At 45.9% G+C, this 20298-nt stretch carries 20 protein-coding genes; 10 read left to right on the top strand and 10 right to left on the bottom strand.

Going from position 1 to position 20298, the window contains the following annotated elements:
- Positions 1 to 74: 74 nt before the first annotated feature.
- The 3 genes from BMZ72_RS35420 to hemH form a co-directional block, all read right to left on the bottom strand.
- Entirely contained in the window at positions 75 to 854 is a 780-nt protein-coding gene (locus BMZ72_RS35420) for an Fpg/Nei family DNA glycosylase (RefSeq protein ID WP_089816171.1), read from the bottom strand.
- A 75-nt stretch (positions 855 to 929) separates the two neighbouring features.
- Positions 930 to 2258, bottom strand: coding sequence for a protoporphyrinogen oxidase (gene hemG / locus BMZ72_RS35425; protein WP_089816173.1), 1329 nt, complete (start codon positions 2256 to 2258; stop codon positions 930 to 932).
- A 25-nt stretch (positions 2259 to 2283) separates the two neighbouring features.
- On the bottom strand, positions 2284 to 3312 hold the full coding sequence (hemH, locus tag BMZ72_RS35430) for a ferrochelatase (RefSeq protein ID WP_089816174.1): 1029 nt from the start codon (positions 3310 to 3312) through the stop codon (positions 2284 to 2286).
- A 205-nt stretch (positions 3313 to 3517) separates the two neighbouring features.
- Between hemH and hemA the strand changes: the two genes are divergently transcribed.
- The 7 genes from hemA to hemL are packed head-to-tail and all read left to right on the top strand — an operon-like array spanning position 3518 to position 10744.
- Positions 3518 to 4810: a glutamyl-tRNA reductase gene (gene hemA, locus BMZ72_RS35435; protein WP_255373378.1), complete on the top strand. Its 1293-nt coding sequence runs from the start codon at positions 3518 to 3520 to the stop codon at positions 4808 to 4810.
- Between the two features lie 3 nt (positions 4811 to 4813).
- A complete protein-coding gene (hemC, locus tag BMZ72_RS35440; RefSeq protein ID WP_089816179.1) occupies positions 4814 to 5737 on the top strand; it encodes a hydroxymethylbilane synthase in 924 nt (307 codons plus the stop codon).
- Entirely contained in the window at positions 5724 to 6470 is a 747-nt protein-coding gene (locus BMZ72_RS35445) for a uroporphyrinogen-III synthase (RefSeq protein ID WP_089816180.1), read from the top strand. Before hemC ends, BMZ72_RS35445 begins: the two co-directional genes overlap by 14 nt.
- Before the next feature lie 5 nt (positions 6471 to 6475).
- Complete coding sequence (gene hemE / locus BMZ72_RS35450) at positions 6476 to 7501, top strand: uroporphyrinogen decarboxylase (RefSeq protein ID WP_012794069.1); 1026 nt, start codon at positions 6476 to 6478, stop codon at positions 7499 to 7501.
- Between the two features lie 12 nt (positions 7502 to 7513).
- A complete protein-coding gene (gene hemF, locus BMZ72_RS35455) occupies positions 7514 to 8425 on the top strand; it encodes an oxygen-dependent coproporphyrinogen oxidase (RefSeq protein WP_089816182.1) in 912 nt (303 codons plus the stop codon).
- 21 nt (positions 8426 to 8446) lie between these two features.
- Positions 8447 to 9412 carry a porphobilinogen synthase gene (hemB, locus tag BMZ72_RS35460; RefSeq protein ID WP_255373379.1) on the top strand — a complete coding sequence of 322 codons (966 nt, stop codon included), beginning with the start codon at positions 8447 to 8449 and terminating at the stop codon, positions 9410 to 9412.
- Between the two features lie 42 nt (positions 9413 to 9454).
- Positions 9455 to 10744 (top strand): glutamate-1-semialdehyde 2,1-aminomutase, encoded by a 1290-nt coding sequence (gene hemL / locus BMZ72_RS35465; RefSeq protein WP_089816186.1) that lies wholly within the window; start codon positions 9455 to 9457, stop codon positions 10742 to 10744.
- 71 nt (positions 10745 to 10815) lie between these two features.
- On the opposite strand, the gene BMZ72_RS35470 is transcribed toward hemL, so the two are convergent.
- The 3 genes from BMZ72_RS35470 to BMZ72_RS35480 form a co-directional block, all read right to left on the bottom strand.
- Entirely contained in the window at positions 10816 to 11610 is a 795-nt protein-coding gene (locus BMZ72_RS35470) for a carboxylesterase family protein (RefSeq protein WP_089816188.1), read from the bottom strand.
- A 154-nt stretch (positions 11611 to 11764) separates the two neighbouring features.
- The gene (locus BMZ72_RS35475) at positions 11765 to 12556 is read right to left on the bottom strand and encodes an O-methyltransferase (protein WP_089816190.1); all 792 of its coding nucleotides are present in this window, start codon (positions 12554 to 12556) and stop codon (positions 11765 to 11767) included.
- A gap of 14 nt (positions 12557 to 12570) precedes the next feature.
- A complete protein-coding gene (locus BMZ72_RS35480) occupies positions 12571 to 13311 on the bottom strand; it encodes a glycosyltransferase family 2 protein (RefSeq protein ID WP_089816192.1) in 741 nt (246 codons plus the stop codon).
- Between the two features lie 273 nt (positions 13312 to 13584).
- On the opposite strand from BMZ72_RS35480, the gene BMZ72_RS35485 reads away from it, so the two are divergent.
- Positions 13585 to 14835, top strand: a complete 1251-nt coding sequence (locus BMZ72_RS35485) for a hypothetical protein (RefSeq protein ID WP_089816194.1) — start codon at positions 13585 to 13587, stop codon at positions 14833 to 14835.
- A 172-nt stretch (positions 14836 to 15007) separates the two neighbouring features.
- Entirely contained in the window at positions 15008 to 15955 is a 948-nt protein-coding gene (locus BMZ72_RS35490) for a hydrogen peroxide-inducible genes activator (protein WP_089816196.1), read from the top strand.
- A gap of 72 nt (positions 15956 to 16027) precedes the next feature.
- Here BMZ72_RS35490 and BMZ72_RS35495 read toward each other — a convergent pair whose 3' ends face one another.
- The 3 genes from BMZ72_RS35495 to prmA form a co-directional block, all read right to left on the bottom strand.
- The gene (locus BMZ72_RS35495) at positions 16028 to 16831 is read right to left on the bottom strand and encodes a M48 family metallopeptidase (protein WP_089816198.1); all 804 of its coding nucleotides are present in this window, start codon (positions 16829 to 16831) and stop codon (positions 16028 to 16030) included.
- A 201-nt stretch (positions 16832 to 17032) separates the two neighbouring features.
- Entirely contained in the window at positions 17033 to 17686 is a 654-nt protein-coding gene (gene plsY, locus BMZ72_RS35500) for a glycerol-3-phosphate 1-O-acyltransferase PlsY (RefSeq protein ID WP_089816200.1), read from the bottom strand.
- A 132-nt stretch (positions 17687 to 17818) separates the two neighbouring features.
- The gene (gene prmA, locus BMZ72_RS35505; RefSeq protein ID WP_177223046.1) at positions 17819 to 18640 is read right to left on the bottom strand and encodes a 50S ribosomal protein L11 methyltransferase; all 822 of its coding nucleotides are present in this window, start codon (positions 18638 to 18640) and stop codon (positions 17819 to 17821) included.
- Between the two features lie 161 nt (positions 18641 to 18801).
- On the opposite strand from prmA, the gene BMZ72_RS35510 reads away from it, so the two are divergent.
- On the top strand, positions 18802 to 19389 hold the full coding sequence (locus tag BMZ72_RS35510; protein ID WP_143087871.1) for a hypothetical protein: 588 nt from the start codon (positions 18802 to 18804) through the stop codon (positions 19387 to 19389).
- A gap of 96 nt (positions 19390 to 19485) precedes the next feature.
- Here BMZ72_RS35510 and BMZ72_RS35515 read toward each other — a convergent pair whose 3' ends face one another.
- The gene (locus BMZ72_RS35515) at positions 19486 to 20298 is read right to left on the bottom strand and encodes an NIPSNAP family protein (protein ID WP_089816206.1); all 813 of its coding nucleotides are present in this window, start codon (positions 20296 to 20298) and stop codon (positions 19486 to 19488) included.

Below are 20298 nucleotides of genomic sequence, written 5' to 3' on the forward strand. Positions count from 1 at the left end.
TTTATACTACAAGTTAACAAAAAACGGGGATAATAAAAAATGAGGGATGCCTTTCAGCATCCCTGTGATATCGGCTATTCAAATAGTTCCTGTTCGTTTGTATAATACGTTTTCCGGCCATTCAGTTCCTGTTGCTCAATAACAGCTCCCGTCGGACTATGCGTCTTTTTAGGCTGGTGTATTTTCATAAAATCACGTATCTCACCTGCAATGATATCCGGGTGTTCTTTGCGGATCTGTTTTTCTGCTTCCTTCAGCACCTCATGAATAGCAGTATGCAGGGCTTTAACCTTTGGTGCAGGGATCTTGCTGGCAATAGAAAAAGGCGAAATACCGGCCTCCCAGAATATCTCATCTGCATAGGCATTACCGATGCCTCTGACGATATGCTGATCGAGCAATATTTTCTTGACAGCTGTCTTTTTCTTCGCCAGTTGCTCCTTCAGAAACTCCACTGTGAATTCTTTGGATAATGCATCAGGCGCTCCCGCGACTTCGGGATTCAGCGAAGGCACTGCTGCCTTCTGAAAATCCGTCAATGCAAGTCCTTTCCCTCCTTCAAATAACAACTCAATGATCGTATGCTTATTGGTATTCTCTTCTTCGAAGTAATACAGCTTCCCATGCAGCATCAGGTGCATGCCCAGCACGGCGTCATTTTTAAACTGGAAACGCAGCTCCTTCCCTTCCCTGTACACGCGTTCAAGTGTCTCTCCTTCCAGGGCTTTCTTAAAAGCCGCAGGCGTGTCTTTTGCTTTTTTAGTATTCTCCAGTTTAACAGCCTTCAATTTTTTGCCGGATAAAGCTTTATCGAGGTTGTGACTGAATACCTGCAGATCTGGTAATTCGGGCATATGACTGATTTATTTGGAGGATGATTGCATCATTGCGGCGCTGGCGGTGTTGAACAAACTTCAATATAGCGATCTTTAGCAATACCCTTTCGCGGCCTGTATGATAGCAGGTACTGCTACGCCTGTCACGTAGTTACCTGCCAATCTGATGCCAGGATAACGTTGTTCAAAGAAGCGGATCTGCTGTCTGGTCTGTGCATAACCTACATTCAATTGTGGGATTGCCCTGTTCCATTCACTGAAACGTTGCATTTCAGGAGGCGTTGTCAGCCCCAGCAGCTCCATCAGTTCTTTTACGACGGTCTGCTGCAGCTTTTCCGGTCCCAGCTGGTCAAACAGTTGCTCCTGTCTTGCGCCACCTACAAACACGGTAAACAGTACCTTACCGGTGGGTACACGGGATGGAAATATAGCACTGTTACAGATAGCGCCCAGGAAGTGTTTGCCTGCTGCATGCGGCACCAGGAATCCAAAACCTGCCGGTGCTTTCTGCTGGGCTTCCTGTCCGAATCCCAGGTGTAATACGCCCATACGGGGATAAGGCACCTCGCTGAGATGTGCGGCGAGAGACGCATCAAGGCCCTGTATTGCAACAGCTGTGCTATACGCAGGTGTAGTGAAGATCACACGGGATGTGTTCAGCATGGCAGTGTTACCACCCTCTGTATATTGTACGATATAGTCGTCTGCCCCACGGGTAACGCCCGTTATGGCACAATTGAATCTTATCTTACCAGTGAGCAGGGATTGTAATTTATTGGTCAGTGTTGCATTACCGCCTTTAAAGGCGATGATCTTACGGCCACCCATTGCGCCCTTATTCTTCATCAGTCCCTGCGTAACACTACCGTATTTCTTTTCCCACTGTGGCAGCATCGGGAGTACTTCCCCTACTGACATCAGATCAGGATTACCTGCATAGATACCAGAGAGCACGGGTTCAAACAGGTATTCATTGATCTCCTTTCCAAAACGGCGGGTCACAAAAGAGGAGACCGTTTCTTCTCCTTCCGGAGTAGCCGCTTTGCGAAATCTTTCAGTAAAAAGCCGCCATTTGGCGCCGCCACTGATATAGTCGGATTGCAGTATCTTAAACGGATGTGGAGATACGGCATGTAGTTTATTATTTCTGACCAGAAAGCGGTTCTTGCTGGCAGCCGCGGCTTCCAGCACCTCGTCCTGCAAACCCAGTTGATCGATATAGGCCATGAACTCAGGAGACGCTGCCAGGGAATTCGGTCCGGCATCCAGTTCATAGCCGTCAATATATAATGATCTTACAACGCCTCCTGCATAGGAAGAGGCTTCCATAATTTCATAGGGAATGCCTTGCTGCTGTAATTCGTAGGCAATACTTAGTCCGGCAATACCGGCGCCGGCAATGATAACGGGTTGTGTTTGCATGGTTGCGGATATTGGTCATAACTGGTCAGGACATCGCTGTCATCCATTTTACCACTGCCCCCACCCATAGCGGATGTACATTCAGACAAGGTATCATGGTAAAGCTGTCGCCACCACTATTGATAAAGGTATGCTTACCTTCCACTGCAATTTCTTCCAGCGTTTCAAGACAGTCCGACACAAACGCAGGACATGCCACCAGCAAACGCTTCACTCCTTTCTTCGGCAATTCCTCCAGCGTAGCAGCTGTATAAGGTTTCAGCCATTCTTCCCTGCCCAGGCGGGACTGGAAGGTAACGCTCCACTTCTCTCTCGGTATTTTCAGTTTCTCTGCTACCAGTTCGGAGGTAATAAATACCTGATGACGGTAACAGAACTCATGAGCAGGAGAACCAACATGGCAGCAGTCTTCTACCTGCAGACAGTGTTTCCCTGTAATATCTCCTTTTCGTATGTGCCTCTCAGGTACACCATGATAGCTGAACAACAGGTGATCAAAGTCCTGTGAGACATATGGACGCATACTCTCTGCCAGCGCATTGATATAATCAGGCTCGCTATAGTAGGGAGGTACGATATTCAAAGTAAATGGATACTTCTTTTTCTTATGTACAGCCTTTGCGTGCTCTACAGCCGTCTCATAGGAAGACATAGCATAGTGCGGATATAAAGGCAACAGGATCACTTCTTTCAGATTGGGATTCTGTTTAAGTAACTTGTCATATGCCTCTTCCTGCGAAGGATTACCGTAACGCATAGAGATTTCCACTGGCATCTGCAGATCATGCTGTACAGCATTCTGCAATTGCTTTGTCAGTGCGATCAGCGGAGACCCCTCTTCCCACCAGATGGATTTATAAGCCTCTGCTGACTTAGGCGCACGCCTTGGTACTATAATACCTTTGATCAGCATTAAACGGAACAGATACGGATAATCAATTACCCGTTTATCCATTAAAAACTCATTGAGATAACGCTTAACATCCGGTACTGCCGTAGAATCCGGCGAACCCAGGTTCATCAGAATAATTCCTTTATCAGATTTAGCTTCCATCCTTATACTTAAAATTGTTGCAAATGTAATGGCTTATCCGGCCTGCAAATGTCATACAATTGTTGAAATAATTTAATTATTAACTATAATGTAATAGATAACGTATATCAGTATGTAAACTGACAAAAGTCATTTTTATGCATGTCATTCTACCAGCAGTAGAAATGACACACTAATGACAGCCTCCTGCCCTTTCTTGCAGTCTATGCAAGTATTTTTGCACCCGGAAGCTTATAAGAACAAAATGCAGGGTAGTCATTCAAAAGATATAGCCCATTTTCATATCGTTGGTATCAACTATAAGAAAACAGATGCTGCTATAAGAGGATCGTTTGCTATTAACCAGGTACAATATCAGCACTTACTCGAAAGTGCAAAGTCCCTAGACCTGGATGATATTTTTGTACTCTCAACATGCAACAGAACTGAGATCTATGGTTTTGCCAATGATCCACAGCAACTGGTGGAGCTGGTGTGCAATGAAACCGATGGTGATTGCAACCTTTTCAGCCAGTTATCTTATGTGAAAACGGGAGAAGAAGCCATTAAACACCTTTATCAGGTAGGCACAGGACTGGACTCACAGATCCTCGGGGATTATGAGATCATCGGTCAGATACGCAATGCAACGAAATTTTCCAAAGTAAATGGTTGTTTCGGCGGATTCCAGGAAAGACTGGTGAACAGTGTATTACAGGTATCCAAGCTTATCAAGAATGAAACAGGTCTCAGCTCTGGTACCGTTTCTGTGGCATTTGCCGCAGTTCGCCTGCTGGAACATAAAGTACCTGATATTCATCAGAAAAAGATATTGTTGGTAGGCGTGGGTAAGATTGGCCGTAATACCTGCAAGAACATGATGGATTATCTTGGCGTGACCAACGTAACACTGGTGAACCGTACTACCGCTGTAGCACAGGAATTTGCCAGTCAACACGGTCTGCGCTATGCGCCATATGAAAATCTTGCAGAAGAATTACAGGCCGCAGATATTATTCTCGTAGCCTCTAATGCACCGGAACCAAACGTACTGGCAGCACATTTCCAGCAGCCTTCCCGCAAACTCATCATTGATCTTTCCATTCCATTCAACGTAGCGCCTGAAGTGAGCGACCTGTCGCACATTGAGCTCGTGAATGTGGATGAACTGTCTAAAATACAGGATGAGACATTGCAGATGCGCTTACAGGAAGTGCCAAAAGCACTGTCTATCATCGAGGAGCACATGAACGAGTTCCTCTACTGGTACAAAATGCGTAAACACGCGGTCGTACTGAAAGCCGTAAAAGATAAGCTGACAGAGATCCATGCAAAGGAGATACAGCAGCAGAAGAACGGTAGCCAGTACAACCTGGAAGATATTGAAGCAGTATCTTCCCGCATCATCCAGAAGATGATCAACCTGATGGCGGGTAAAGTACGCCGCGAAACAGATAAAAGTGACCAATATATCGCCATGATCAATGATATCTTTGAGACCGGCGTTAACCAGGAATAATTCATGAACAGAGAAATAAAGATAGGTACAAGGGACAGCCAGCTCGCACTGTGGCAGGCAAATAAAGTAAAAGGCCTGCTGGAAGCACAGGGTTACAGTACGGTACTGGTACCTATCAAAAGCGAGGGAGATATCGACCTCGTTACTCCACTTTACGAAATAGGCGTACAGGGCATCTTCACCAAGAGCCTGGATATCGCGCTCCTCAACGGCCGTATCGATATTGCCGTTCACTCTCTCAAAGACGTTCCGACGCAACTGCCTAAAAATATTATTCAGGCCGCTGTCCTGGAAAGAGGTCCTGTAAAAGACCTGCTGGTATACCGTGAGGATACCGCCTTCCTCGATCAGCCGGAATATATCGCAAATATTGCTACCAGCAGCGTACGCCGTAAAGCACAATGGCTGCGCAAATATCCGAAGCATCAGCTGCACAACCTGCGTGGGAATGTAAATACCCGTCTGCAGAAGCTGGCTGCTGAAAACTGGGACGGCGCTATCTTCGCCGCTGCCGGACTGGAAAGAATAGGCGTACGCCCTGCTACTTCCATAGAACTGGACTGGATGCTGCCTGCTCCCGCGCAGGGCGCCGTGGTAGCTGTATGCCGTGAAGATGATGATTTCTGCAGACAGGCATGCGCACCATTCAATGACCTGGCTACAGCGCTTTGTACCCGTGTAGAACGCGATTTCCTGCGTACACTCATGGGTGGCTGTACTACGCCGATCAGCGCATATGCGACGATCAGCAATGAAACCGTACACTTCAGCGGTGAACTGTGCAGCCTGGATGGACAACAGCTCTTTACCATCACGGAACAGCTCCCCTTACAGGATGCAGGCGTGATCGGCAGAAGCGCTGCAGAAAAGATCCTTGCACAGGGAGGAGATAAAATTGTTGCTGAAATAAAGCATGCCATCAAATAAAAGATATCGCATATTAAGCACCAGAGCTGTGGACCCGGAACTGGTCAGCAGTGCTGCGGAACAATCTGTCGATATCATCCCGCAGACCTTCATCAGTACCAGACCATTGGTGACTGACAGTCTGCTGCAACAGGTACAACAACTGCTAAAGGAAAAGGCGACGGTCGTTTTCACCAGTGTGAATGCGGTCAACTCCATACAAAACCTGTATTCCCGGATCTTCCCGGCAGGTACAGTCACGGAACAGGTCAATATACCCGGATGGAATGTATATTGCCTGGAAGGCGCTACAAAGGAAGCCATTTCCCGTACAGCCATTCCGAACAATATTACCGGCACAGCAGCCAATGCAGCCATGCTGGCGCAGATCATTGTCAGGAATGAAGAGAAAGGTCCGCTGGTATTCTTCTGCGGAGACAGACGCAGGGACGAACTGCCGGATATACTACGGCAACGGAACATCGGCCTGAATGAAGTGATCGTATACGAGACAACGGAAACGCCGGCCGTCACCGGAGAAACATATGACGGTATCTTCTTTCTCAGTCCCAGCGCTGTACAAAGCTTCTTCTCCGTCAACCACCTGAAGCAGCATACCGTATGTTTTTCAATAGGTCCGACCACAGCAGCCGCACTGGAACAACATACCAACAATAAAATTATTATCAGCACCGGTCAGCGTATGACTGATATGGTGCAGACAGCAATATTCTATTTTAACAACATCAACTGATACGAATGAGCGCCTTAAAGAATGACCTTTTACTGAGAGCTTTACGCGGAGAAACAACAGAACGTGTTCCTGTGTGGATGATGCGCCAGGCTGGCCGTTACCTGCCTGACTACATCAAACTGCGCGAGAAATACTCCTTCTTTGAACGCTGCATGAACCCTGAACTGGCTACGGAGATCACTGTGATGCCCGTACACCAGGTAGGTGTGGATGCTGCCATCATCTTCTCGGATATCCTCGTAGTGCCACAGGCAATGGGCATGGAAGTACAGCTGATCGAAAAGATCGGTCCTGTATTGCCAGATCCGGTAAAAGGTGCAGCTGATCTTCAGAAACTCTGCGTTCCTGATGTAAAGGACACCCTCAATTACGTATTTGAAGCACTGGCTTTAACAAAGAAAACACTGGATGGCGCTGTTCCATTGATCGGTTTTGCCGGTGCTCCATGGACCCTGCTCTGCTACATGGTACAGGGTAAAGGTTCCAAAACCTTTGACGCTGCCAAAGCATTTTGCTATCAGCAGCCGGAAGTAGCGCATCAGCTGCTCCAGATGATCACTGATACAACGATCGCTTACCTGAAAGAACAGGTAAAAGCAGGTGCTGACTGTTTACAACTGTTCGATTCATGGGGTGGTTTGCTCAGTCCACAGGACTTCGAGAATTTCTCTCTTCAATATATGCGTCAGATCGTGGCTGCACTGAAAGATGTGTGCCCGGTTACTGTATTCGCAAAAGGTGCCTGGTTTGCGCTGGAAGAAATGGCTGCCACCGGCGCTAACTGTCTGGGTGTTGACTGGGCTATCCAGCCTGCCCGTGCAAGACAGTTCGCTGGCAATAATGTCACGCTCCAGGGTAACTTCGATCCTGCCAAATTACTGGCTCCGATTCCTGAGATCAAAAAATCAGTAAAAGAAATGCTGACCGGCTTTGGTAAGCATCGCTACATTGCGAACCTCGGCCATGGTATCCTGCCAAATGTGCCGGTTGACCACGCAAGAGCATTTATCGATACTGTAAAGGAATTCTAAAGGAAGCCAGTTATGAACATTAAAGACAACTTTATTTCCCTCATCCATCGCCTGCAGGATGAAATCTGCACAGCGCTGGAAAATATAGATGGTAAAGCCAGTTTCCGTGAAGACCGCTGGGAACGCCCCGGTGGCGGAGGTGGTAAATCACGTGTGATCGCTGACGGCAATGTATTCGAGAAAGGGGGTGTGAATACCTCTGTTGTACATGGAGAACTGCCTGAACTGATGGCTAAACAGTTTGGCGTAGGCCAGGCCCAGTTTATGGCCTGTGGGATCTCCCTGGTCATTCACCCGGTCAATCCTTTCGTACCGACTGTACACGCTAATTTCCGCTATTTTGAACTGTATGATGATAATGGTACGCTGAAAGACTCGTGGTTTGGCGGAGGTGCTGACCTGACACCCTACTACCTGGATGAACAGGATGGTATCCATTTCCACCAGACCTTCAAAAACGCCTGCGATCCTTTTGGTACGGAGTTATACCCGATGTTCAAAAAGCATTGTGACGAGTACTTTATCAACAAACACCGGAACAATGAAGCCCGCGGTATCGGCGGGATCTTCTATGACTATCAGCGTCCCGGTGAAAAGATGGATGCAGCACAACTGTTCAACTTTGCCAAAGCCAATGGTGAAGCTTTTATACAGGCCTATCTGCCCATCGTAGAGAAGACCAAAGACATTCCATATACAGACGCACATAAAGACTGGCAGGAATACAGACGCGGACGCTATGTAGAGTTCAACCTGATCCATGACAGAGGTACTTTGTTTGGTCTGAAAACCAACGGCCGTACGGAATCCATACTTATGAGCCTTCCGCCGAGAGCACGCTGGGAATATGATTACCACCCTGCTGAAGGCAGTCCGGAAGCACAACTGGTGGAATTCCTGAAACCCAGAGAGTGGGCCGTTTAAACACAACAAAAACACATTTTTATGATACGCAGAAACAGGATATTGAGAACATCTCCCGCCATCCGTGCGATGGTTGCGGAAACGATACTGACGCCCAGCGATTTTATTGCACCGTTGTTCATTGTGGAAGGAGAAAATGTGAAAGAAGAAATTTCTTCTATGCCCGGCTATTTCCGCTATTCGCTGGATCTGACCGTGAAAGAAGTGAAAGAGCTCTGGAGCATGGGTATCAAAAGTGTACTGCTCTTCATCAAATGCGCAGATGAACTGAAAGATAATAAAGGCACCGAGGCGGTTAATCCGCAAGGTCTGATGCAACGCGCTATCAGAGCGATCAAGGATGCTGTTCCTGAAATAGTGGTGATGACTGACGTAGCGCTGGACCCTTATTCTTCCTTTGGTCACGATGGTATCGTGGAGAACGGAGAGATCGTGAATGACGCTACTGTAGAGGTCCTGTCCCGCATGAGCCTCAGCCATGCAGAAGCAGGTGCTGATTTTGTAGCGCCAAGCGATAAAATGGACGGCCGTATCCTTTCCATCCGTAGTATGCTGGAGCAGCATAACTTCCATAAAGTGGGTATCATGGCGTACAGTGCGAAATACGCTTCCTGTCTGTATGGTCCTTTCCGCGATGCACTGGATTCTGCTCCGGGCTTCGGTGATAAAAAGACCTACCAGCTGGATTATGCCAACTCTACCCAGGCACTGAAGGAAACCCTGATGGATGTACAGGAAGGCGCTGATATTGTGATGGTAAAACCAGCACTGTATTATCTGGATGTGATTAAGAAGATCAAAGACGAGGTAAATGTACCGGTAAGCGCTTACCATGTAAGCGGAGAATATGCTATGATCAAGGCAGCTGCAAAAATGGGCTGGCTGAATGAAGAAAAAGCTATTATTGAGGCCCTGACCAGTATCAAACGTGCAGGTGCCGATCTGATCGCTACCTATTTCGCAAAAGACGCGGTGCGATTATTGTAATCCGGTACACATGCTTTTCAGTTAAAAATATTTATCACTACCATGTACACGCAAAGCAAAGCATTATTCGAAAAAGCAAAACAGGTTATTCCCGGTGGAGTGAACTCCCCTGTCCGCGCCTTCAAAGGCGTAGGTGGCTCTCCTATCTTCATGAAAAGCGCTAAAGGCGCTTATATGTATGATGTGGACGGGAACCGTTACATTGACTATATCAATTCCTGGGGGCCGATGATCATGGGACATGCCTATGAACCGGTAGTGAAGGCGATTCAGGAATACGCCACTTATTCCACCTCTTTCGGTGCACCTACAGAACTGGAGATTAAGATCGCAGAACTGATCATCAGCATGGTACCGAATATTGAGCAGGTGAGAATGGTGAATTCAGGTACGGAAGCCTGTATGTCAGCACTGAGGCTGGCCAGAGGTTACACCGGCCGTAATAAATTTATCAAGTTCGATGGTAACTATCATGGTCACGCAGATCCATTCCTGGTAAGTGCCGGTAGTGGCGTAGCGACCCTGGACATACAATCTGTACCGGGTGTTACGCAGACAGTAGCCAACGATACGCTTACCGCTCCTTACAATAATTTACCGGCTGTGGAAAAGCTGATAGCAGAAAATCCTGACCAGATAGCAGCTATTATAGTAGAGCCTGTTGCCGGTAACATGGGTTGCATCCTGCCACAGGAAGGCTTCCTGCAGGGTTTGCGTAATCTCTGCGACGCCAATAATATCCTGCTGATCTTCGATGAAGTGATGACAGGTTTCAGATTAGCGCGCGGCGGTGCACAGGAACTGTTCGGTATTAAAGCAGATTTGGTTACCTTTGGTAAGATAATTGGCGCAGGTATGCCGGTAGGCGCCTTCGCAGGAAGTAAAGAGATCATGGAACATATAGCCCCTGCAGGAAAAATTTATCAGGCAGGAACATTGAGTGGTAATCCGATTGCCATGATTGCAGGCTATACATTGTTGCAGACGTTAAACGAAAATCCGGATATTTACCGGCAGCTGGCTGAAAAAGCCGCTTATCTCGCCGGGGGATTACAATCTGTACTAAGTGCAGCAGGGATTGTACACCAGGTCAACAATCTCGGATCTATGATGAGTGTTCATTTTGCAGAGTATCCTATTATCAATTTTGAGGCTGCTTCAGGCGCCAACAATGAGTTGTTCAAACGCTTCTTTCATGCTATGCTGGAACGTGGTATATACCTTCCGCCGTCCGCATTTGAAAGCTGGTTCCTCAGCTCAGCCCTGACAACAGAAGATTTAGACGCGACCGTAGACGCTGCCCGTTCAGCGATACAGTCTATACATAGTTAACAATTCAAATCCTGTGCAGAGTGGAAAAACGCCCCGATCATGTGTCGGGGCGTTTTATTTTTATCAATAGCTTATTTCTTATGGGAGAATAACCAGGGCAGCAGATTCGGTTCTGCAAATGCATTGTCCCAGCTGTTATGTCCAACACCCGGATACTCCGTATACTTTACATCCGCTTTGAGTTTCTTCAGGGCCTCATAATAATTCTTTGATCCAAAAGTAGGTACAACATTATCTTCAGCTCCGTGGAAGATCCACATGGGTACTTTTTTGAATTTCACTGCGTTATCCACATTACCAATACCGCAGATCGGGAAAGCAGCCGCCCACATACCCGGATAACGGGCCAGTATATCATATGTTCCTATCCCACCAAGTGATAATCCACCCAGATATAACTTCCGGCTGTCTACCCTTCCTGCTTTTACCAGACTGTCCGTCAGTAATTTCACCAGCAGTCCCGGTGTCGCTTCTACATCCGTTCCGTCAGAAAAAGAGCGTTCAATCGCCTTTCCGGTTGCATCACGTTTTACCTTCATATTAGCCCACATAGAATCCGGCGGACATTGCGGGAAGATTACAAAGGCAGGAAACTGCTGACGCAGCGAGTCTTTCAGAAAAAGACTGCCACCATGCAGAAGCTGCGCGGCATTATCAGTTCCTCTCTCTCCGGAGCCATGCAGAAACATCACCAGCGGATAGGCTTTCTGTGATTCATAATTCAATGGTTTCAGCATGCGATAGCGCAAAGTGTCCCCGTTGTGTACAAAAGTTTCATAACTGAATGCACTGTAGTCGGGGGTAGTCTGAGCCATAGAAGAGAGATAGGTGAACAATAAGAGCGCAAGGGCACGGAATGTTTTCATAAATGGAAGTATTTGGAATTAAATTAAGCATTAAGCACCGAAATATCGCAGTGATTGGTGTGGATGGCAAAAGAAAAAGGGAGAAGGCTGCTGTTAGCTGTAGCCCTCTCCCTTCTGAAAGTATTTATCTGTTTGTACTGCGTACTTAATTGAACTAATACTTTAATATAAAATGCTGTTTGATCTTCATCTCCGGTTTGAAAAATACCAGTCCGATAAAGAACAGATCAATGGTAAAAGTCACCCTTGGATGCTGCTGAATGGTGTGCCATGCACTTTCCATATCCGGCGTCCAGTGAATATCATCAAATATAAACAGGGAATCGTCGTGTACTTTTTCCAGGCACTGTTCGAAGTAGGCCAGGGTTGGTGCAGAACGATGGTTACCATCTATATAGACATAGTCCAGTCTGGGCATTTCTTTCAGCAAAGCAGGCAAAACAGTGTCGAAATTACCCGTATGCTGTTTAATATTACTGATCTGCAGGGAGGCAAAGTTTTTAGCTGCACGGGCGGCGATATTCGGACAACCTTCAATAGTATGTACGGTGGCACCGGGTGCTGCCTTGGCCATGTAGGAAGTGGACATCCCCATAGATGTACCTAATTCAAGCAGGTATTCCGGCTGGAAGTACTGTATCAGGCGATAGAACAACTGACCAAATTTAGCCGGTTTAGCGGCATGGCGGGTAATATCGCTTACTTTACGCTCACGACCGGCATTAGTGAGTGAACCGGCACCCAGGTCAGTCACCTGTAATGTTTCCGTACTGGCCAGCAGGGATTTTCTCATTTGTTCTATTTCACGGAATACAGGCGGTTTCTTCCTGTCGCGTAACACCTTCTCTACCAGGTCAAATACAAATGGAGAATGTACATCATGACGGTTGCCTGCGGTAAAGTAATAATGCAGGTACTTTTTAGCTAATTCCCACTGGAGGCCCAAATTAAACAGTTTAATCAGTTATATATTTTCGCTTTGATCCACCCCCACCGATGCAGGCAATGCTGCATACTGACCCTCAATACTCCGAATCCGTAGATACTGCTGCGTTTGAAATTAATACTTGAGGCTTCCTCAAAGTATTTGGTGGGGCAAGTTACTTCACCTATTTCATAACCTTTCATAAAAATCTGAGATAACATCTCATTATCAAAGATGAAATCATCATCATTGGCCATGTAATCGATGTTTTTCAGTACTTCTCCCGAAAATGCGCGGTATCCCGTGTGATATTCACTGAGCTTTTGTCCGATCAGCAGATTCTGGGCCAATGTCAGGAAGCGGTTTGCCACATACTTATAGACAGGCATGCCTCCTCTGAGTGCACCATTGCCCAGGATACGTGAACCAAGCACGACCGGGTACACATCATTGGCAATAATACTACTCATGGCAATAATCAGTTTAGGAGTATACTGATAATCCGGGTGTAACATGATCACAATGTCTGCTCCCAGTTCACGGGCCTTGTTATAACAGGATTTCTGGTTTCCTCCATAACCTTTGTTGTTGTCATGGCGTACGATGTGTCTGATACCCAATTGCTTTCCTACAGCAACTGTTCCATCCTTACTGGCATCATCCACCAATACGACTTCATCAACAATGTCAAAAGGAATTTCGTTGTAGGTTTTCTCTAGTGTCAAAGCGGCGTTGTAGGCAGGCAATACGACCACTATCTTTTTACTATTTATCATGAAAGTGGGTAAATTTGCGACCAAAGTTAACAAAGTAGTTGAAAGACTGCGGGTTTCAACTTATCATAAATTGTTATCTTTGTGTAAACACGTTTTTTGGCACCATATTTTCATGGATTGTTAAAGAAACGCTAATTAAACATAGCATGCAGAAACAATTACAGGTCGCAACTAAAAGCGGACATCCTTTCGTCGGCTTTGTGGACAATGTGTATCCTGGTGTGAATGTTATGTTTTTGTCAAATCAGTCTAAAGATCACGCATTTTAATTCTATGAGATATCTGACACTACTACTGATTTTAATTTCAAGTTTCCATTATGCGAAGGCACAGGAACCGGAAAAACCAAAACCACCTACAACCACAGACGCTGAACTCAGAAATGTGGTGATGCCTCAGGTAAGGACACAAGACACGACCATCCGCCGGATAATGGAGGAGTTGCAGCGTATTAACGACAGCGACAAACAGAATTCCAATGCTATTCAGGGATTACTGCAGGGCCGTGAGATTGACAACATTACCAAATATGAACTGATCAGGAATAATATCGTATTCGCCAGCGAAACATATTATCTGCTGAATAAAAAGATCATTGACCTGAAGTCACGTACCACTACCAACAACCTCGACGTATTCATCACTTCACTGAACAACCCTGAAAGTAAAGAACTGGGTTTCTCTCTGAGTGATCGTATCGTTGAACTGGTAGAGAAAGTGGTACTGAAAGGTAAAGCGGATAAAAACGAAAAGAATGGCAAGATCGTGGAGTCTACTAAATCCATTATCGCCAGCCCGATCTTCCAGAGCTTTACTTCCCTGACTCCTCCCCTGGCCATCGCTAACTCTGTGATGAACTTCCTGCACAGCATCAGCGTGAACAACAAGGAGATCAATCAGAACACACTGAAAGAGTTCGAAAAAGAACTGAACAAATATGTAGTGTACTATACTGCATTGAACGATGCGAATCAGAAATTCGAGTATGGTCTGAACTTCAACAAAGATCAGCTGAACTTACTGCAGGACAACCTGTATGATCATATCATGTTCACCGCCAGTGCACTGAAGTTCCAGCTGCCACAGCGTGGTAACAAGTCTATCGGAGAAACACTGAATGACTTCTTCTTCGACTTTAAAAGAGACAAGGTAGTTACCTACTTCAATGACCTGGAAACAAAGTACACGAAAGGCAGAAAGATCGATTACGAAGCATTGCTGCGTGAGAATCCAAACCTGAAAGAAGTGAATAACCAGCTGGAAGACCTCGTACTGCAGACCAAACGTTTTGAGAACCTGTACAACGAGTATTTCACCCTGCTGGATTCTTACTATGGTAAAGTGAACAGCTCCCTGAAAATTGCACAGGATAACGGTCTGGCGGATAAAAACACCATCGATACCAAACAGGCAGAGTTCCGTAACCTGAAAGATGAAGCCGTAAAAGAAATACAGGCTTCCATCAACATTAAGGAACTGTATAACAACACTGACAAGATCAAATACAGATACAGAATATTCTAGTTAAGGCGACTTAACAGTTACGAATGACGGATTACGAATGATCAGGATCAGCCCTGACGCTATTTGTAATCCGTCATTTTTTTATGCATACAGGCGTAATCTTGCAGGGATCATCCCTGTGACAGATCACTGATCGTCATAAATCGTAATTGATAATTCGTAATTTTACCGCATGACCACAGTTCAACTAGAATATATCGTTGCGGTTGATACCTACCGAAGCTTCGTGCTGGCAGCCGAAAAATGCTTCGTTACACAACCCACACTCAGTATGCAGATCCAGAAACTGGAAGACGAGCTGGGGGTCAAGATCTTCGACAGGAGCAAACTGCCGGTGATCCCTACTGAGATAGGCGTGGAAATTGTCACCCAGGCGCGTATCATCCTGAAAGAAAACGGGAAGATCAAAGAGATCATCGGAGAACATAAAAAGGAAGTACAGGGCATTCTGCGTGTAGGCATCATCCCTACGCTGGCGCCATACCTCCTGCCACGTATCCTGACGGGTTTCATGAAAAAATATCCGAAGGTAAAACTGGAGATCTGGGAATATCCGACAGAGCAGATCATACAGCAGCTCAAACAGGAACAGCTGGATTGCGGTTTGCTGGCTACGCCGCTGCATAACCCGAACCTGGAGGAACAGCCTTTATTCTATGAGTCATTCGTGGTATATGCTGCCAAGAATAACAGCCTGTTTGAAAGGAAGTATATCAAACCGGAAGATATAGATGTAAAGGAAGTATGGTTACTGAATGAAGGGCACTGTATGCGTAACCAGGTGCTGAACATCTGCCGGGATAAATTTACCATGGGAGAATACAAAAACCTGGAATATAATACCGGTAGTGTAGAGACGCTGAAAAGAATGGTGGACCTGAACGCAGGATATACCATTTTGCCGGAGTTGTCCCTGCAGGATATGTCAGCCCGCCAGATGAATATGGTGCGTTATTTTAAGGCTCCTGAGCCGGTGAGAGAGATCAGTATCGTTACACACCGTTTCTTTATTAAACAGGCCTTAATAGCGGCCTTTAAGAAGGAAATACTGGCACATGTGCCGGATAAGATGAAGGTCCAGAAAAACAAACAGGTGGTGGACATTGCACTGGAGAAATAAACAGCTGAAATATAAAAGAAAAAGCATCCGCCTCAGGTGGATGCTTTTTCTTTTCAGTATGTTGGACCGGTCTTACTTGATCGGTGTATAATACTTCATTGCTTCAGGCATAAGGCGCTGTAATTCAGCCACACGACGTTCATCGCTTGGGTGCGTGCTGGTTATTTCAGGTGGTTTGTTACTGCCACCCTGCGCAGCCATACGTTGCCAGAAAGGAATCGCTTCCTGTGGATTGTAACCCGCCATTGCCATGAAGATCACACCAAGGTGGTCAGCTTCCAGCTCATTTTTACGGGAATATGCCAGCATACCCAGGTTACCGCCTACACCAAAAGACTGCAGGAAGATATTCTGTGCTGCCGGGTTACGGTTCAGGGCTACGGAACCAGCTACCTGGATACCCTGTGCCACTACCTGCTGGCTCATACGCTCGTTACCATGACGCGCGATAGCGTGCGCAATTTCATGTCCCATTACGCAGGCAAGCGCCGTTTCATTCTGTGTAACCGGCAACAAACCGGTATACACTACTACTTTACCACCCGGCATACACCAGGCGTTCACTTCCTTACTATCTACCAGGTTGAATTCCCATTTGTAGTTGGCAATCGAAGCGCCTGCGCCATTATCGTTCATGTATTTGGTAACGGCATTCGCGATACGCTGACCTACTCTTCTTACCATTTCAGCATCCTTACTGGTGGTTGCTGCTACTGTTTTATTCTGGGAAAGAAAACTCTGATATTCCTGGAGGGCCATAGATTGCATGGTGCTTTCAGGGATCAGGTTTAACTGGCTGCGGCCAGTAATAGGTACTTTGGCGCATGCTGTGATCAGCGCCAGGCCCGTACCGAGAAGAAGGAATTTCTTTTGCATCTGAAATGTTTGTTTTTGACAGGTATTGCACCGTCCAAAGTGTGCTACTAACAGCTATTAAAGCAGTTTTTGATTATCACTTATACAGCATGTAAATACCCTATAACGTAACAATCAAAAACTGCGGAAAGTTAATTATTAATCTCATTCAGTGCAATAGATATGCCAGAAAGGGATGCGGCATACCGTGTGTAGCGGAGCTTATTTTTTGTCTCTCCTGTTCCGGAATAAAGGAACTTTGCTCTCATTACCGTTGATAAGACGGAAAATGTTTTTCTGGTGTGTCAGTACTACCATCAGTGCGACAGCGATGGCAAAAATGCGGTAGAATACTTCTGGCTCGTTAAAGATGTACAGGATCAGGATCGGGAACGCAACACTGGCGGAAATAGAGCTCAGGGATACATATCTTGTCAGGGAAAGGCTCAGCAGAAATACGCCCACGCAGCAGAGTGCTACCAGCGGCTGAATAGCCAGTACCAGACCAAACAGGGTAGCGATACCTTTACCACCACGGAAGTTTGCCCAGATAGGAAAAATGTGTCCCAGCACTGCTGCCAGTCCGAGGCCGATCTGAAAGTTCACCAGCTGTGTGGTTACCTCTGTCAGGTGCTCAGGATTCTGATAGTAGCCAACGAGATAAGCCAGACGCACGGCCATTACTCCTTTGAGCATATCTACCAGCATCACAAAAGAACCCGCCTTTGGTCCCAGTACACGGAAGGTATTGGTAGCACCGGCATTACCGCTGCCATACTCCCGTATGTCCATACCAAAAACGCCTTTACTCACCCATACCGCGGTGGGTACAGAACCGATCAGATAAGCACAAAATAGTAACAATAATTCTGTCATACAACAAGTTAGGTTTTGCTAAGATAGTAAAATTCGTTCGTTAAAATTAAGAAAACATTAAGAATTTTATTAACACGAAAATTGTATAGTTTTCAGAATAATATTAATTAATTTATCTAGAAGGCGCCCCAACTATCGTGCTAATAATTTCATTGCCAGCCAATTGTCCTTTTCAAGCTGAGTTTCCAGCACCAGTGCGTGCTGCCTCGCCGCTTCCAGGATAGCAGTCTCGTCTTCTTTCAGGATACCACTGAGTAATAAAATCCCGTCTCTTACCAGCAGACGGCGCATATCAGCCATAAATTCCAGTAAAATATTACGGTTGATGTTGGCAAGCACCACATTATAACTGTTTCTGATATTCTTCAGACTGTCTGCCTGCCAGACCTTCACCGGTAATGCATTATTACTGGCAATATTCTCCTTTGTGTTTTCCACAGACCATTCGTCTATATCGATCGCATCGATCACAGATGCCCCCATCTTACAGGCCAGGATCGCCAGGATACCAGTACCCGTACCAAAGTCAAACACCTGCTTTCCTCTGAAATCAATATCCTGCATCAGCTTGATCACAGAATAAGTAGTGGCATGATGTCCTGTGCCGAATGACATCTTCGGCGTGATCATTATTTCATACTGTGGCTGCGGATCAAATGGCTCATGAAAAGCCGCCCTGATGCCACAGAAATCATCTACCTGTACCGGTTGGAAATTACTCTCCCATACAGCGTTCCAGTTAGTCTGTTCGATGCGTTCTTTCGTATACGTTAAGCCGAAACCTGTTGTGAGCTCGTTTGTATCTGCTTCGTTAAAATCTTCTTCAGGTATATAAGCAACCAGGATATTACCCGGCTGTTCCTCAAAACCTTCATAACCCTTTTCTGCTAACACTGCTACCAGTATATCTTTCAATTCTTCGGTACAGGTCAGGGTGATTGCGATATGTGCCATAGCAACAAAGATATAGAAACTAACTGCATGATACATAGCATACTGACATGAAACCAGCCCCCATCCCTGTTATTCTAATGTTAATTTGGCCATTTTCAGGGATATAGATACATAAAGTAAGTTTATTATATTTGTGAAATACTTAATGAAACCATACTCATATGAAAACCTTGTTTTTAACAGTGACAATGCTGGTTGCAGCCTTCGCCAGCCAGGCTCAGGAGATCATCAAGTTGTACCCGGATGATACGATGAAAGATTCCATCGTCTATCAGAACAAAACCAGCATCCTTGTTATCAATCGTGTAGATCTTGTTAACTACATGAAAGGCATGGACAGTTTATTACAGAAACAATGCTATAGTGATAACAGCATGTTCCGTAATATACAGTTCAGTCACCTGACAGCACAGGAACTGGAATCTCATTTCACCACCGCACAGGCTTTCCTGGCTGATTCCAATCACACAAACCTGGAGTATAATACCGATAAGTTTGTGCAGTTCTGGACAGAAGATGAGAACATTCTGCTGCCTTATATTGAGGACATGTTATCCAACCTCTTACAGGATGGACGTATTAAAGTAATCGACAGAAGTACACAGAAATCAGTTCCGCAGTATACTATCTTCTGGGAAGATGTAGCCGGAAAAGGTTTCAAGATCTATAAATTACCTACCGGTAAGATCATTTTCAAAGAAAGTAATCACTATATCGAACAGTACGCCGGAACAGGCGCCGGGAGATAATATTCATCACCTGGATAGATAGCCGATAGTCAACATAAAAGGCCGGAACAACAGTTGTTCCGGCCTTTTGTGCATTTATGCGTAACATATTTTTTTTCAGATCTCAGAGTATTCCGCAGGGTATAGGAAAATGATCTCCGACCTGCTCACATTATGTGCGTACTCCGGTTTTGCCAGCAATGTTTTCCATTGTGCATCGCTGCTGAAAGCTTTCCAGTGTTCATCTCTTGATGCCTTATTATCAAAGGTGGTCAGGTACATGAGATTAGGCATACGGCTGCCGCTCAGTACATCCGCATAGAATACCGCGTTAAAACCCAGTCTTTTGAAGATCCCTACTTCATCTCCACTGTTAAACATATCGACCTTATTACGGTATAATTTATCCGACGGACTTTCATAACTCCGTAATTCGTATATACGTTCACTTCTGGCGCCTGTCAATGCAGGTAAAGCCATCTTCGGCATACCTGGAAATGCCTGCAGGATCAGGGTTTCCTGACGTACGAATGCAGGCTGGTCCCATGCGGCATCAATGAAGTCTTTTCCCGCAGCTACATAAGCACTGTTCTGCAATAAGGTAGCCGGCATGTGTAACAGGGTTTCTGCGGAGTTACCCGGGAAGAATACATAGATCCTGCGGTCAGCCGCCGTATCATTTCCTACCGGTTTAAATACGCCTACCTGTGCAGCTCCTGCCTTGTGTAAAGCAGGCATCAGTGCATCTTTCAGATAAGCGTCCATACGCGCTTCCTGTGCGGCATCTTTCAGATGATAAATCAGTATGCTGTAATATTCTTTTTTCGGAGGTGCAGGCTTTGCTGCCTGTGATAAAGCGGGCAGCAGTAAAAGCAGCAGACCGAAAGCCATGGCATGAAAGGCATTCAACGATATACGTGTTGTTTTCAC

The organism is Chitinophaga sp. YR627 (assembly GCF_900114995.1).
GTDB lineage: Bacteria > Bacteroidota > Bacteroidia > Chitinophagales > Chitinophagaceae > Chitinophaga.

Coding starts and splice junctions, on each gene's coding strand:
- BMZ72_RS35420 (WP_089816171.1), bottom strand. CDS start 854: ATGCCCGAATTACCAGATCTGCAGGTATTCAGTCACAACCTCGATAAA.
- hemG (WP_089816173.1), bottom strand. CDS start 2,258: ATGCAAACACAACCCGTTATCATTGCCGGCGCCGGTATTGCCGGACTA.
- hemH (WP_089816174.1), bottom strand. CDS start 3,312: ATGGAAGCTAAATCTGATAAAGGAATTATTCTGATGAACCTGGGTTCG.
- hemA (WP_255373378.1), top strand. CDS start 3,518: ATGCAAGTATTTTTGCACCCGGAAGCTTATAAGAACAAAATGCAGGGT.
- hemC (WP_089816179.1), top strand. CDS start 4,814: ATGAACAGAGAAATAAAGATAGGTACAAGGGACAGCCAGCTCGCACTG.
- BMZ72_RS35445 (WP_089816180.1), top strand. CDS start 5,724: ATGCCATCAAATAAAAGATATCGCATATTAAGCACCAGAGCTGTGGAC.
- hemE (WP_012794069.1), top strand. CDS start 6,476: ATGAGCGCCTTAAAGAATGACCTTTTACTGAGAGCTTTACGCGGAGAA.
- hemF (WP_089816182.1), top strand. CDS start 7,514: ATGAACATTAAAGACAACTTTATTTCCCTCATCCATCGCCTGCAGGAT.
- hemB (WP_255373379.1), top strand. CDS start 8,447: ATGATACGCAGAAACAGGATATTGAGAACATCTCCCGCCATCCGTGCG.
- hemL (WP_089816186.1), top strand. CDS start 9,455: ATGTACACGCAAAGCAAAGCATTATTCGAAAAAGCAAAACAGGTTATT.
- BMZ72_RS35470 (WP_089816188.1), bottom strand. CDS start 11,610: ATGAAAACATTCCGTGCCCTTGCGCTCTTATTGTTCACCTATCTCTCT.
- BMZ72_RS35480 (WP_089816192.1), bottom strand. CDS start 13,311: ATGATAAATAGTAAAAAGATAGTGGTCGTATTGCCTGCCTACAACGCC.
- BMZ72_RS35485 (WP_089816194.1), top strand. CDS start 13,585: ATGAGATATCTGACACTACTACTGATTTTAATTTCAAGTTTCCATTAT.
- BMZ72_RS35490 (WP_089816196.1), top strand. CDS start 15,008: ATGACCACAGTTCAACTAGAATATATCGTTGCGGTTGATACCTACCGA.
- BMZ72_RS35495 (WP_089816198.1), bottom strand. CDS start 16,831: ATGCAAAAGAAATTCCTTCTTCTCGGTACGGGCCTGGCGCTGATCACA.
- plsY (WP_089816200.1), bottom strand. CDS start 17,686: ATGACAGAATTATTGTTACTATTTTGTGCTTATCTGATCGGTTCTGTA.
- prmA (WP_177223046.1), bottom strand. CDS start 18,640: ATGGCACATATCGCAATCACCCTGACCTGTACCGAAGAATTGAAAGAT.
- BMZ72_RS35510 (WP_143087871.1), top strand. CDS start 18,802: ATGAAAACCTTGTTTTTAACAGTGACAATGCTGGTTGCAGCCTTCGCC.